The following is a 14035-nucleotide window of genomic DNA, read 5'->3' as shown; positions in this document are numbered from 1 at the left end:
GGTGGGGCAGTGAGCAGACACTGCGCACTGCCCCACACAAACCCACTCAGTGATACAGACCTGGGAGCCATGCGGTGGAGAACAGCCCCACATCAACTTTGAAGCGAACCGTCACGAACGGCCAGTACGGCAAGGTGAAGAAGAACAGCCTGATGCTGCCGGCCATCGTGGTGATCCTCGGTTTGCTCGTGATGATGTACCCGGTTGTCTCCACCGCATGGAACAACTACGGAGCGTCAAAAGCTGCCAAAGAATATGCGCAGCTGGACAAAGACACTCCTCAGGAAGTCAAGAACACGCAGTGGGACAAAGCGCACGAATACAACGAACAGCGTACTTCCGGCCCGATCCTCGACCCGTGGCTCAACGACATCAGCTCAGACAACCCCGAATACGCGGAGTATCTGGACCAGCTGAGTGAAAACGATGCCATGGCCCGGTTCATCTTCCCGAAGATCGGCGTGGATCTGCCCCTCTACCACGGAACTTCGGACGATGTTCTGCAGAGGGGACTGGGGCACCTGTACGGATCTGACCTTCCCGTCGGCGGCAGGGGAACCCATTCGGTCATCACCGGACACACGGGACTGTCGAACGCCACAATGTTCGACAACCTCAGCAAAGCCGAAGAGGGCGACGCCTTCTACGTGCAGGTCTCAGGTCACAAGCTCAAGTACGAAATCGATCAGATCAAGGTGGTCCTTCCCAACCAGACCGAAGGTCTCACGCCGGACGAAAGCGGCGACTACATCACGCTGATCACGTGCACGCCCTACGGAGTGAACACGCACCGACTCTTGGTGCGCGGACACCAGGTTCCCCTGGAACCAGTGGACGAAGGTGTGTTCGATCAGAACCACAGCGGCGGATGGCAGTGGTGGATGTACGCGCTCATGGCAGCCGTACTGGCTATCGGTGCCGGCTTCGCCTGGTGGGCGCGACGACAGCGCAAGCTCAGCACTGCAGCAGCCAGCGCGAACGGCAACAGCAAGGGACTGTCTTCCGGCGCACAGAAGCAGTCGGATGACAACAACTGATTTTGGTGAACAGATGACTATGAAACGACACGCAGTGTCATGGGGCAGAACGGCAGCGGTGCTGCTGGCCGTATGCGCCATGCTCTGTGCTCTTGGTTTTGCGGGTGGCAGCCCCGCGCATGCCGCCAAAATTGTTGGGCAGGCGAGTTCGGGCAGCGGAAAGAACACTCCGGGCACTGACATCGTCACCATCACCATCAGCCCCGGCAACCCCGAAGACGACCACTCGCCGGCCGCCGGCAAGGTTTCCGGTGTGACTGTCAAACTTGAACGGCTGGAAGGCGTTTCGGCCGAGAACTCATCCGACATGAAGCGGGTCGAATCCGCCTCGGTCGATGATGTTTCCGCATGGCCGAAAGACCGCTCGTTCAGCAAGGTCACGAACGCTGCAGGATCCGCGAAGTTCGCAAGCCTGCCGAAGGGCATCTACCTGGCAAGCTCATCGGCACCCAATGACAGCTACCGCGAAATCAACTCGTTCCTTGTAGCGGTCCCGTTCCACAGCGGACCGCAGGGCGATTCACCGGTTGAAGGCGTCATCGTCGCCAAATCACGCTCTCCCCAGGGCCCACCGCCGGGCAATGAACCTCCGCCAACGCCGCCTGTTGTGGATACACCGGAAAAGCCCAAGACCCCGCAGGGTCACGACCAGTCGATGCCCGTTACGGGTGCTCAGGTCACCATCATCGTCATCATCGCCGCCGTGCTCATCGGCGCCGGATTCATCATCATCGTTGCCAGCAGAAGAAAGTCAGAAGGTGGGAAGAAATGAGGCACACACTTCCATTCCGCCTGTCGAAAGAACAGCACACGGTCATGCGGGTGCTTGCCGTGTTCGCAGTGCTGGCAGCGCTCATCGCCAACGGACTCGCAGTCATTCCAGGCCCCACGCCCGCTCAGGCGCAGACGCAGAACATTCCGGTCAGCCCAGCGAAGCGAGACTTTTCGAACACTTCTACTCAGAACACCTACACGTTCACGGTTGACGCTGACGCGACCATGAACAGTCTCGACTTCAACGTGACTGGCAACTACTTCTTGCTTGAGTACAACCTCATGGTCAACGGCAAGAGTCTGAAGAAAGAGACTTTTTCTTCGTCGCAAAAGCTGCCGTACTCCAAGACGGTCACCGGCCTTAACACCACCCTGAAGAAGGGCGACACGATCGACCTGTACCTGAGGTTCAATTATCCCAAGGTGAAGGGTACGGTCTCCGTAGCCCCGAAGGGTGCTGTGGGCGGCACCACTCCGCCTCCGACTGATCCGGACCCTACGCCGAACCCGACGACTGTGACGCCAGCAGCGCCGACGGCAGTAGACCCCGCCACCGCCGCTCAGTGTGTGGAGAAGGGCTATATCAACATTCCCGACACAAAGGGTGTTGATTACTACATTGCGGGCCAGGAGGAACCTGCCGGGCAGTATTTCGTCGAAGGGAACAAGCGTGCCACCGTCAAGGTCACGGCCAAGGCACAACCTGGTTACCAGATTGCTTCTGGCGCACAGACTGAATGGTCGTTCGACATGAGCGGTGAGAAAAAGAACTGTTCGGGTGATTCCACCCCACCGCCAAACGGTCGCACATTCAAAGCCACCGGAGATGGGTTCTCGCTGCAGGGCGACCCGGTCAACCCAGGTACGCCGAACGTCTTCACGGCAAAAGTCGGTGAGGACGCGAAGTTGAACTACATCACGGTGCGCATCAAAACTGACGCTACGTTCCTTGACCCGCAGCACTACCAGCTGACGGTCGACAAGATTGAAGACGGCGTGACGCTGCAGAAGCGCAACGTCAACATCGGCAACGGCTACATCGCAATGGACGTAGTGCCAGTGAAGAACGGCAAACAGGTCGACTCGGCGTTTCTGTCAAAAGAAGCAGTGTTCACGTTCACCAGTAACCTTCCTCAGAACAAGAACCTGGAAGTTGAGCTGAAGGCTTACGGGACGAAGGCTACAAATCCCATTGACCCAGGTATCATTTCACCGCCTGACGGAGCGAAATGGGTTCACGGGCGCGTTGCGAACCCTCAGATTCCCATGAGCTGTGGGCTGCGCATTGCGGTTGTCGCCGACTTGTCCACGTCGTTGCGGTATGCCGACGTCAATGGTTTTGAAGCGACCAAAACTGCAACAAACGCCTTTATTGACGCTCTTGCAGGCACTCCCGCCGAACTCGGTATCTACAACTTTGCGAGCACTGCTCCAGCAAATGGTGCCGGATCGACCGCTGGCAATAACCCGCCCTATATTTCTATGCAGACAACGGCTGGAGTCAACCAGGCAAAACGTGTCGTCGGAAACTGGGCTTATAACTCGAATAACAGTGCGACGAACTGGCAAGCTGGTTTGCAGCAAGTCAAGGCTGGAAACTACGACGTCGTGTACTTCATTACTGACGGTATGCCTACGATGTCGTCCACGATCAAGAGCAAAGGCATCGGCGGAGAGTTTGTTCAGGCAAGTGCACTCAACGATGCAATTGACGCAGCGAATGAACTCAAAAAACAAGGCACCCGCGTTGTTCCCCTCATGGTCGATCTGACACTTGGTGGAAATACGGGTAAAGATTGGGTTGTTGAGCAGGACTACGTCCTCAAAGACATCAAACGCATCGATCTGCAGGCGGAAGTACCGCAACAAACCGGTGTCTACTACAGAATCAACTCCGGGATTCAAGGCGCGCGAGAAGCGAACTACAACGACAAGGAACGTAAAGGAACTCCGCAAAGCGGCGAACTCATTATGGCGAATCTGGAGCGAGCCGCGAAGCTGGCGCCGAACCGGGCACTGCAGGTGTTTGAGCGTACGTCTGACGGGAAGTCAGTGACCGTCACTTCGGACATGTCAAAGTGGACCTACGGGGCACGTTCTGTCAAGTTAATGGGCGAAGATATCTCCGGTGCAGGTGACACCGTCCGTATCGAGGGCTATGGACAACTCGCTGCGCAGATGAAAACGATCGCCCAGGAGCTGACCGAGAAGTGCAACGGTGAAGTGATCGTCAAGAAACGCATCGTCGATGAGAAGGGCAATGTGCTCAAAGATGGTGAGCCCGGTTGGGAATTCACTCTGTCCGCTAATGGCCAGAAGGTCATTGATCCCGGAAATGGTGAACTCGTCACGCAGTGGCGCAAAGTCACTTCGTCGCGGGACGAAGACAAGGGAACTGCCCGCTGGGGAATCCAGAGCGAGAAACAGCAGAAACTGACGCTTGCCGAGGTCCAGCAGCAGGGCTTCTCGCTGTACCAACGCGAAGGTAAGAACGCCGTCTGCGAGGAAACCCGCGACGGCAGTACCACAAAGATCCCGGTTGAGAACGTCGGCGAGTTCGGCTTCACCGTGAATATGAGTGAGAAAGACAAGAAGCTGTCACGCGTGTCATGCGTGGTTGACAACTACAAGACACCGGAAGCAACAGGAAAGCTGACCTTCAAAAAGGCCCAGTACGTTGACGGTGAGATCACAGAACTGGAAGGCCTGGGTGGTGCGACCTTTGAGATCTACCCGGCTAAGGACGGCAAGCCTGACTACAGTGCCGGAAAACCGCTGTGGACCATCAAGCCGGGTGAGGAATCTATCGAGGTGCAGACAACCGGTACGTTCTTCCTCGTGGAAACCAAAGCGCCGAAGGGACTGAACCTGCTGCCGCACCCGGTCATGTTCGAAATCGGAATGGACCAGGACACCAAGAAGTACAAGATTTCGGCAGGCAAGAGCAACGGCCTGATCGAAGCAAGCGGTACTGGAGACGCAATGATCCTGACGGTTTCTGACACCAAATCCGGTGAATTGCCCAAGACCGGCGGCAACGGCGTGGCATGGTGGGCTGCAGGCGGTATGGCCATCGCCGCGGCAGGTGCACTGCTCATGTACCGCAGGCGCGCCTGACACTCAGCCACAAACCTGACCGTCAGCACCAAGGCAACATAAACCGTACGCCGACAACAATTGAGGCCCGCACCCCAAGGGGTGCGGGCCTCAACGTTGAGCTGAACCTGGTCAGTCCTTCGCAGCCTTTGTCGATTTGCGCCACCAGTAGACAAGCATCAGAACAATGACCGCGGCTGCTGCGAGGATTGCCCACATCCACCACTGCCACTGCATACCGGAACCGTCAAACACGGAATCGTCACTGGGATCCATAGGAACCCGGTGTCCAGTCACCAGCAGGCGGTGCGTGTTGATGCCATAGGGCGTGCACGTAATGAGAGTGACCAGGTCCTTGTTCTCTTCCCTCCTGATGGAACTGGTATCAGAGGGTTCAACAACCTGAATATCGTCAACCTCGTACTTCAGCTTCTTACCGCTGACCGCAATGTAGAAAGCATCGCCCTTCTGCACCTTGTCGAGGTTGTCCCACATCGTCGCATCCTGCAGACCCGTGTGTGCCGACAGAGCAGAATGGCGACCCTCGCCCTTGCCCTTGCCTCCTACCGGGAAGTCCGTGCCGTACAGGTGACCGGCACCTCGGGTGAGTGCCTTTTCCGATGTTCCGTGGTAAATCGGCAAATCAGATTTGATAGACGGGATGACAATCCTGCCCAGCGCATCCGTTTCCGACAGCACCGACAGGTACTTTTCATAGCGCTTGTACTCGGGTGAATCTTCGTCATCCGAAGTTGTCCACGCATCTTGAACGCTGATCTGGCCCAAGGCCGCGTTGTAGGTGTGTGCATCATCCCAGGCCGTGTTCAGAGCCTCGGGCGAAGCCTTCTTTTCCAACTGCGAATACTCATCAGCTGCGCGACGCTGCTGAAAATTGTTCCACTGGGTGGCTGCAACAGGGTAGAGCAGCACCCCCAAACCGACGACCACCAGTACGAAGGCGATAAGGGCATTGCCATTGATGCCCTTGCGCTTCTTCTTCGCCGGCTTGCTGCGCCTGCTGGGCGAAACCGGTGTGCGATCGCCGTCGCGGTCGGCGTCCCGTGTGTTCGCCTGATCGCCGCCATGAGAGTGCTGCTCCATATTCTCCTGCTGTGAGTTCTGGGCTTAAGCGCCCTCAGTCGTTCCAGGCCCACACGTCTTCGCCGCGCAGTGAAACCTCTGCACCGCCGTCAACGTAGATGGTCTGACCGGCCATGTGGGTGTTGGCCGGTTCCGTGATCCAGATGAGTGCATCAGCCACGGATTCCGGCGGCTGGTGGTAGTTCAGCGGCATGGGGACCTGCTGGTCAACATACGCCGTCATTTCCGGCGTGGACAGAAGCTCTTCCGTCATGGGTGTCAGCACGGTGCCCGGGGCAATCGCGTTGACCGGAATGCCGGCGCCAGCCCATTCGTCAGAAATCGAAGCGCGGCGCACCCAGCGCGACAGAGCGCGCTTAGACGACGGGTAGGAAACGTAGCCGGTCATCGGATCATCCGACACGTGGCTTTCAGCGATCTCAAGGGCCTTGGCTTCGTCCCCGGCGAGCATCGCATCGACCAGTGCGGGGTCGTTCGGCTGCAGCGACGCCATCGAGGACACAACGGCAACCCGCGGGGCTTCCGACTTCTTCAGAGCCGGCAGCAGGGCCTCAAGAAGCTCAACCACACCGAAGTAGTTCACCGACACGGTCTTCGGAATGGGAGCGGAAATACCAGCGCAGGCGATGACAGCGTCAACTGTCCCGCCGGCAAGTTCAACAGCGGAAGCGGTAGCCTGCGAACGGCCCTCCCGGGTGGACAGGTCAGCTTCAACATCAGCGTTCTTCAGGTCGATTCCGACAACGCGGTCACCGCGTTCACGCAGAATCTTGGCGGTTGTGGCGCCGATACCCGAAGCCGAACCGGTGACAACATAGGTGCGGGTCATGGTCTCTGCCTTCCTCCGCCCAGTCAGCTGCGGGCGGTTAGCGTCATGACGGCGTTCTGCCGTCACTTCTAATCTAACCGGCTCAAGGCGAACACGGGCTGAAAATCCAGCGCGCAGACCACGCTCGCTTACGCAGTGGGACACATTGGCTCAGAACCCTGCTCAGAACTGGGCTGAGCAGCCCAGGCTTCGCTCAGTACCCCAGTCGTGCGTTTTCGAGGACTGGTAGTGCGCTCTTGGCCTTGTCGATCACGCCGAAGTCAATGTCTGTAACGATCAGCTGCTCGCCCTGCCCGTCTTCCTGCGCGATCGGTGCGCCAAACGGGTCGACAACCAGCGAACCGCCCACACCCGTCGGGGCGTCAGCCGGCACCTCGACACCCGAAACCTTCGGATCAGCCTGGTCAACGGCAGAGACGATCATGTTGGAATCCAGCGCCCGCACCCGTGCCAGCAGATCCCACTGGTAGAGCTTGCCCGGGCCCGCACCCCAGGATGCGGACACCAGCGCCAACTGCGCACCCGCGCGGGAAAGCTCAGCAAACAGCTTCGGGAAGCGAATGTCATAGCAGATGGCAAGACCGACGGTCACGCCTTCGACGTCGACTGTGACAATGTCACTGCCCGGCTCCACCGTGTCGGATTCACGGAACCCAAAGGCGTCGTACAGGTGGATCTTTTCGTACGCCACGCGCTCGCCAGCGGGGGAGTAGACCGCCAGCTGATTGACCACACGATCCGCGTGCGCCAAGAACTCACCGGCGACAATTGTCAGTTCGTGCTCAACTGAGAGCGCCTGCATCCGCTCCTGCCACGCCGCAGCGTGCTGCCGGGTGTCCTCACGCAGCCCCGGGCCGAACGACCGCATCGTCGCCTCCGGAAACTGCACCAGGACAGCTCCCGCCTCAGCGGCCGAACGCACATAGTCCTCGACCTTGCTCACATTGGCCGAAACATCGGGAGTCGTATTGATCTGTGCAAGCGCAATCTTCATACGCTCACCGTACCCCCGCCGAGGTGGAAGGGACAGATCTGCCGACCTCCACCTCGTGCGGGGTGGGAACGGAGGCTCCGCACAGCGGAGCCTCAGAAGATCCGGCCGCGCAGATCCTCGACGGCTGCCCGGTACTCGCCTTCCAGACGCTCCACGACCGAGGCAACCGGCAGCTTTTCGCGCACCGCGCCAATGCCCTGACCGGAGCCCCAGATGTCCTTCCACGCCTTCGACTTCGACGACCCACCGCTGCTGAAGTTCATCTTCGAAGGATCAGATTCGGGCAGATTGTCCGGGTCCATCCCGGCAGCCTCAATCGAACCGCGCAGATAGTTGCCGTGCACTCCCGTGAACAGGTTCGAGTACACAACGTCGCTGGCGCCGGAATCCACAATCATGTCGCGGTAGCCTTCAACAACATTCGCTTCGGGGCTGGCCAAAAACGCCGAACCGACATAGGCGAAGTCCGCTCCGGCGGCCTGCGCGGCCAGAACTGAGGTTCCGTGGGCGATGCTTCCCGACAGCAGCAGGGGACCGCCGAACCATTCGCGGATCTCACGGATGAGCGCAAACGGCGACAGCGCACCCGCGTGCCCACCAGCTCCGGCAGAAACGGCAATCAGGCCGTCTGCGCCCTTCTCAATGGCCTTGTGGGCAAAGCGGTTGTTGATGACATCGTGCAGCACAATGCCGCCATAGGAATGGACGGCCTCATAGACGTCTTCGCGTGCACCCAGCGAGGTGATGACAATCGGAACCTTGTGGTCCACAACAACGCCGAGGTCGTGCTCAATGCGGTCATTGGAACGGTGCACAATGAGGTTCGCGGCAAACGGGCCCACCGGAGTGCCGGGATTGTTCTTGGCGAACTCGGCATTCGATTCGCGGATCTCGTCAAACCAGTCCGACAGCGCCTCCTGCGGGCGGGCGTTGAGAGTGGGGAAAGAGCCGATGATTCCCGCCTGACACTGGGCCTTGACGAGCTCGGGGCCCGACGCGATGAACATGGGGGATGCCACAATCGGCAGGCGCAGATCAGCGCGCAGCTGTTCGGGAAGTTCGGTGCGTTCGACAGTCATGAAGCTCCTTCGATCTGAGTGTCCGACATCACTTTAGACGACAAACGCCCCGCCGGTGGGCGGGGCGTTCGCATGCTGGTCAAGGTGAGCTGATCAGCAAGTTTGGGGACAGCCGGGACCGGCTGGGGTGCCGGTTTGTGCTCCGTTTCTCAGCGGTCCTTGAATTCGGGCTTGCGCTTCTCAACGAAAGCGCCCATGCCTTCCTTCTGGTCTTCCGTGGCCAGCGAGGAGTGGAACAGGCGACGCTCGTACACCAGGCCCTGGTCGAGCGTGGTTTCGAATGCCGCGTTTACGGCTTCCTTCACCATGGCCGAAGCAATAAGCGACTTCGAGGCGATGACGCCGGCTGCTTCGCGGGCGGTGTCCATGAGTTCGTCATGCGGCACAACGCGGGCAACGAGGTTCGATTCGAGGGCTTCGTCAGCCTTGATGAAGCGGCCGGTAAGGCACAGGTCCATGGCCTTGGCCTTGCCGATCGCGCGGGTCAGGCGCTGCGATCCGCCCATGCCCGGCAGAACGCCGAGGTTGATCTCCGGCTGGCCGAACTGGGCGCGGTCCGAGGCGATGATGAAGTCACACATCATCGCCAGTTCGCATCCGCCGCCCAGGGCGTAGCCGTTGACGGCTGCAATGATCGGCTTGCGGACCTCACGCAGGCGGTTCCAGCCGGCGAAGAAGTCTTCGCGGTAGGCCTCGGCGAATTCGAGCGAAGCCATTTCCTTGATGTCAGCACCGGCTGCGAATGCCTTGTCGCCGTCACCGGTGATGATGATCGCGCGGACATCGTCAGAGGCGTCGAACTCAGCAAGAGCCGCCGTGACGTCCTTCATGACCTGCGAGCTCAGCGGGTTCATGGGTCCCGGAGCCAGGGTGATGGTGCCGATCTTGTCCGAAATGTCGACCTTGATGGTTTCGTACTGGGTCACTGGAAAACCTTTCGTGCTGCGGGTTCTGTCAGGACTTCCTGGACGAGTTCGCTGCTGACTTCCTCCAGGGTAGCCGGCTTCCACTGCGGGTTGCGGTCCTTGTCGATGACCTGGGCGCGGATGCCCTCGGCCAGGTCGTTGTGCTTGCCGAGGTTGATGCCGGTGCGCAGGTCGCGCTCCAGGACCTCTTCGAGGCTCATGTCGCCGGCGGTGCGGATCGATTCGAACGTCACCTTCAGGCTCAGCGGCGACTTCGTTTCGATGAGATCAGCCGTCTTGGTGCCCCATTCGGTGCCGAGTTCGCGCAGGCGCTCGACGATCTCCTCGACCGAATCGGCAGAGAATGCGCTGTCGATGGCTTCGCGGTGCTCAGCGAGCTCATCAGCCGGAGCCTCCGATGCGAAGTCCTTGAGAACGGCCTCAGCCTCTGCCGGGCGCTTGGCCAGTTCAGCTGCGACCTCATTGAGCTTGGCGTCCTCGATGTAGTAGTCGGCAAGACCGGCGGCAAGTGCGGCACCTGCGCCGACCGGCAGACCGGTCAGAGCAAGGTACATGCCGACCGCACCGGGAGCTTGCGCCAGCAGGTAGGTGCCGCCGACATCCGGGAACAGGCCAATGGTGGTCTCGGGCATGCCGATCTTGGTGCTGTCGGTGACAACGCGGTGCGAACCGTGCGCCGAAATTCCAACGCCGCCGCCCATCGTGATGCCGTTCATGAACGCCACATAGGGCTTGGGGAAGCGGGCGATCCGGTCGTTCATCACGTACTCTTCGCCGAAGAACTGCAGGTTCGCGTCGGTGCCGTCGATTAGGGAAGCGTGGATGGCCTTGATGTCACCGCCGGCGCACAGGCCGCGTTCACCACGACCGGTGACGAGCACAGCCTTGATCGAGTCATCGTCCTGCCACTTGACCAGGGCCTCGTTGACGATGTCGACCATTTCCTGGTTGAGCGCGTTGATAGCACGCGGCTTGTTCAGTTCAATGCGTCCCAGCCCGCCTTCGGTGCTGAGAACGACCGGGGTTTCTTCAGTCAACTTATGCAACTCCTGTGCTCTTGCGCGAAATGATGACGCGCATGATTTCGTTCGTGCCTTCAAGAATCTGGTGGACTCGCAGGTCGCGGACCAGCTTCTCCACACCGTACTCGTGGAGGTAGCCGTAGCCGCCGAACAGCTGCAGTGCGCGGTTGGCAACATCGAATCCGGTGTCGGTGGCTTTGAGCTTAGCCATTGCCGACAGCAGGGTGGTGTTTTCGTGCTTGGCGTCGTAGGCCTGGGCGGCGCGCCACAGGAGCGAACGAGCGGCTTCGAGGTCGGCCTGCATCTGGGCGACTTCAAAGCGCAGTGCCTGGAACTGGTTGAGGTCCTGGCCGAATGCCTGACGTTCGCCCAAGTACTGCACGGCCTTTTCCAGTGCCGACTGGCCACCGCCGAGCGAAGCAGCACCGATGTTGAGGCGACCGCCGTCCAGACCGCTCATGGCGGCCTTGAAGCCTTCACCTTCCTCACCGACCAGGTTTTCCACGGGAACGCGAACGTTTTCCATGATGACCTGGCGGGTGGGCTGTGCGTGCCAGCCCATCTTGATTTCGTCGGGGCCGAAGTCCAGGCCCTCCATACCCTTTTCCAGGATGAAGGCTGAGATTCCGCGGGCGCCGTCCTGGCCGGTGCGTGCCATGACCAGGTAAACGTCTGATGCGCCCGCGCCAGAGATGAACTGCTTGACGCCGTTGAGGATGTAGTGGTCGCCGTCGCGGCGTGCCGAAGTGCGCAGACCGGCTGCGTCAGAACCGGCGTTCGGTTCGGTCAGGCAGTAGCTGGCGAGGTTTTCGAAGGTCACGAGCTTCGACAGGTAGCGCTCGTGCTGGTCTTCGTTGCCGAAGCGCTCGATGACCGAGGCAACCATGTTGTGAATCGAGATGTACGAAGCAACCGCGGGGCAGCCGGTCGACAGGTTTTCGAAGATGAGAGCTGCGTCCATACGGCCCAGGCCGGACCCGCCCTTGTCTTCGTCAATGTAGATGCCGCCCATACCCAGGTCCGCGGTCGACTTGATGACGTCGACGGGGAAGTGCGAATTGGCATCCCATTCGAGAGCGTGCGGTGCCAGCTGTTCATCTGCGAACTCGCGGCACATGTTCGCAAGTTCGAGCTGGTCATCGCTCAGCCCAAAGGGCAGAGAAGCCGCAGTGCTGCGTGCCATGTTGTTGCCTCCAAAATTTAGTAGGACGTCAAACAAAGTCGCCGCCAGTGTAGCCGGTGTCACACCTTTTCGTCACACGCATCGGTGTTCGGCATCTGCCGGGGGAGTGAACATTCGGTGCACGAGGTGGCGGGGCCGAGGTGCCGAGAGGGTGAGGTGGAGGGAGGGGTGAGGTGCCGGGAGGGTGAGGTGGAGAGAGGCAAGGTGCCGCGACCGGGGGAGTGCTCAGTCTCCTGTTAGTGCCGTGCGGTGCTCGGCCAGAAGCTGCAGCAGCAGGTCCATGCGCTCGCCCTCAATACCCGGGCGGGTGAACACCTCGCGGTTCAGCGCGTCTGTAGCGGCAAGCGAGAGTTCGCGACCGGCTTCGGTCAGCTGCACAATCGTCGACCGACCGTCGTCCGGGTGCGGGATGCGTTTGACGAGTCCCGCTCGCTCCAGCCGGTCCACGGCGTTCGTCGTCGAGGTCGGGTGAACCTGCAGGCGCCGTGAGACGACGGACATCGGGAGCTCGCCGTGGCTGCTGAAGCGCAGAAGCGTCAGCAGCTCGTACCGGGCAAAGGTCAGCTTCAGCGGCCGCAGGGCACGGTCGATGCGTGCCATGAGCAGCTGCTGTGAGCGCATGATGCTGGTGGTCAGCGTCATGCCGTCAGCCGCCTCGGCGTAGCCGTGGGCTTCCCACTGGCGCCGTGCTTCCCGGATCGGGTCGAAGTTCTCAGCCATAGTCGGGCTGAGTCTATGGGCTTGTGTGGTCGAGCGCACATCCGCGTCTGCGGGCGGACCGCTTGGCCATGTCACAAGTCGGTCACTGCGCCTAGACATAAGGAGTGCGATGATGGCTGTATGTGTGGTCGCGTGAATATGGCGGTGGATCCGGCGTCTTTGGTCGATGAGCTCGATGTCGACTCTTTCCGCTGGAACGTGCCGGAAAGCTATAACGTGCCTCCCGGCTCACCACTGCCGATCATCCTCGATCGGGTCGATGAAGACGGGCAGCTGTCACGGCGACTGGAGGCGGCCCGCTGGGGGCTGGTTCCAGGGTGGGCTAAAGACGACAAGATTGGCTTCCGGGCATTCAATGCCCGGTCGGAAACCGTTGACTCCAAACCCATGTTCCGGTCGGCCTTCACATCTAGGCGCTGTGCGGTTGCCGTCAACGGCTACTACGAATGGGAAAAGACCGAATCCGGCAAACAGCCCTGGTATATGCACGCCGATGGTGAAGACTGGATTTTCATGGCGGGCCTATTTGAACTGCGCCAGCAGCCGCCGGAGCAGGTTGATCAGTCAGAGGCAGATCCGTCCGTGCTTGACGGGTGGTTGGTTTCGACAACCATGTTGACGCTGCCCGCGCGTGGGCATCTGGAGCAGGTGCACCACCGCATGCCTCTTTTCTTAGAGCGGGATCAGATCAGCCAGTGGCTCAACCCGGCGGTTGATTCAAAAGCTGACACCGGACACCTGCTTGAGGGGCTCGTGGGTGGTGTAGATCCGGACCGCATTAAAAGGCACGAGGTGGGTGCCGAGGTGGGCAATGTTCGCAATAACTGGCCGGGTCTCGCTGATCCCGCCTGAGTGAGGGGCGCGGCAGTGTCTTCCCTGGTGGCAGTACCCAAAGCGTGGCGCACCTCACTCGAATTCGGCTTGCAAAGCTGAATGCGGTCGGTCTAGAGTTATGTCTCGTTCCCAGGAACGTGGAAGCGATCCGGAGCAAGCGAAGATTAACTGCAGCGAATCAAGGATTTGCAGGCAGATGAACTTCAGGCTAAGATAGCCAAGCGCTCAAATTGCTGAGCGCGAGACTTTCACCTTTGATGAAGTGCTCACGGTTGTGGGTGTGGATTTTTTGTGTGTCTGTTCTTTGTCAACTCAATAGCGTGTTTGTTTGTTTCGTGGTGCCAGATTTTTTTGTTTCTGGCCATGGAATTTTTTTTGATTAGTAGCAGGATGATGCTGGCAGCACTTGGTGTTGTTGGTGTTGTTTTTGTTCTTGTCAG

Annotated in this window: 12 protein-coding genes; 4 read left to right on the top strand and 8 right to left on the bottom strand. The window is 59.7% G+C overall.

The features are described 5' to 3' along the window. Positions 1–98 precede the first annotated feature (98 nt). The 3 genes from HMPREF3092_RS07600 (at position 99) to HMPREF3092_RS07590 (ending at position 4928) form a co-directional block, all read left to right on the top strand. Positions 99–1037 carry a class C sortase gene (locus HMPREF3092_RS07600; protein WP_070424442.1) on the top strand — a complete coding sequence of 313 codons (939 nt, stop codon included), beginning with the start codon at positions 99–101 and terminating at the stop codon, positions 1035–1037. 13 nt (positions 1038–1050) lie between these two features. Beyond that, a complete protein-coding gene (locus tag HMPREF3092_RS07595; RefSeq protein ID WP_070424456.1) occupies positions 1051–1809 on the top strand; it encodes an isopeptide-forming domain-containing protein in 759 nt (252 codons plus the stop codon). Positions 1810–1877: 68 nt separating this feature from the next. Next, complete coding sequence (locus tag HMPREF3092_RS07590) at positions 1878–4928, top strand: LPXTG cell wall anchor domain-containing protein (RefSeq protein WP_305366917.1); 3051 nt, start codon at positions 1878–1880, stop codon at positions 4926–4928. A 111-nt stretch (positions 4929–5039) separates the two neighbouring features. Here the strand turns inward: HMPREF3092_RS07590 and HMPREF3092_RS07585 are convergent, their stop codons facing one another. The 8 genes from HMPREF3092_RS07585 to HMPREF3092_RS07550 all read right to left on the bottom strand — a co-directional run bounded on the left by HMPREF3092_RS07585 (position 5040) and on the right by HMPREF3092_RS07550 (position 12761). Beyond that, positions 5040–6008 carry a class C sortase gene (locus HMPREF3092_RS07585; protein ID WP_070424441.1) on the bottom strand — a complete coding sequence of 323 codons (969 nt, stop codon included), beginning with the start codon at positions 6006–6008 and terminating at the stop codon, positions 5040–5042. Between the two features lie 34 nt (positions 6009–6042). Continuing rightward, entirely contained in the window at positions 6043–6837 is a 795-nt protein-coding gene (locus HMPREF3092_RS07580) for an SDR family NAD(P)-dependent oxidoreductase (RefSeq protein ID WP_070424440.1), read from the bottom strand. Between the two features lie 193 nt (positions 6838–7030). Continuing rightward, positions 7031–7831, bottom strand: a complete 801-nt coding sequence (locus HMPREF3092_RS07575) for a nitrilase-related carbon-nitrogen hydrolase (protein ID WP_070424439.1) — start codon at positions 7829–7831, stop codon at positions 7031–7033. 92 nt (positions 7832–7923) lie between these two features. Next, entirely contained in the window at positions 7924–8910 is a 987-nt protein-coding gene (locus tag HMPREF3092_RS07570) for an NAD(P)H-dependent flavin oxidoreductase (protein WP_070424438.1), read from the bottom strand. Between the two features lie 149 nt (positions 8911–9059). Continuing rightward, positions 9060–9836 (bottom strand): enoyl-CoA hydratase-related protein, encoded by a 777-nt coding sequence (locus HMPREF3092_RS07565; protein ID WP_070424437.1) that lies wholly within the window; start codon positions 9834–9836, stop codon positions 9060–9062. Continuing rightward, positions 9833–10873, bottom strand: coding sequence for an enoyl-CoA hydratase/isomerase family protein (locus HMPREF3092_RS07560; RefSeq protein ID WP_070424436.1), 1041 nt, complete (start codon positions 10871–10873; stop codon positions 9833–9835). The genes HMPREF3092_RS07565 and HMPREF3092_RS07560 overlap by 4 nt, the downstream gene beginning before the upstream one ends. Position 10874: 1 nt before the next feature. Further along, positions 10875–12041: an acyl-CoA dehydrogenase family protein gene (locus tag HMPREF3092_RS07555; RefSeq protein ID WP_070424435.1), complete on the bottom strand. Its 1167-nt coding sequence runs from the start codon at positions 12039–12041 to the stop codon at positions 10875–10877. 225 nt (positions 12042–12266) lie between these two features. Then, the gene (locus HMPREF3092_RS07550) at positions 12267–12761 is read right to left on the bottom strand and encodes a MarR family winged helix-turn-helix transcriptional regulator (RefSeq protein WP_070424434.1); all 495 of its coding nucleotides are present in this window, start codon (positions 12759–12761) and stop codon (positions 12267–12269) included. Between the two features lie 120 nt (positions 12762–12881). On the opposite strand from HMPREF3092_RS07550, the gene HMPREF3092_RS07545 reads away from it, so the two are divergent. After that, on the top strand, positions 12882–13613 hold the full coding sequence (locus HMPREF3092_RS07545; protein WP_070424433.1) for an SOS response-associated peptidase: 732 nt from the start codon (positions 12882–12884) through the stop codon (positions 13611–13613). The last annotated feature ends 422 nt before the right edge of the window (positions 13614–14035 follow it).

The sequence above is a fragment of the Brevibacterium sp. HMSC24B04 genome (assembly GCF_001806835.1).
GTDB lineage: Bacteria > Actinomycetota > Actinomycetes > Actinomycetales > Brevibacteriaceae > Brevibacterium > Brevibacterium ravenspurgense.
The sequence above is the reverse complement of the archived record's forward strand: the minus strand, read 5'-3'. Positions and strand labels throughout refer to the sequence as shown.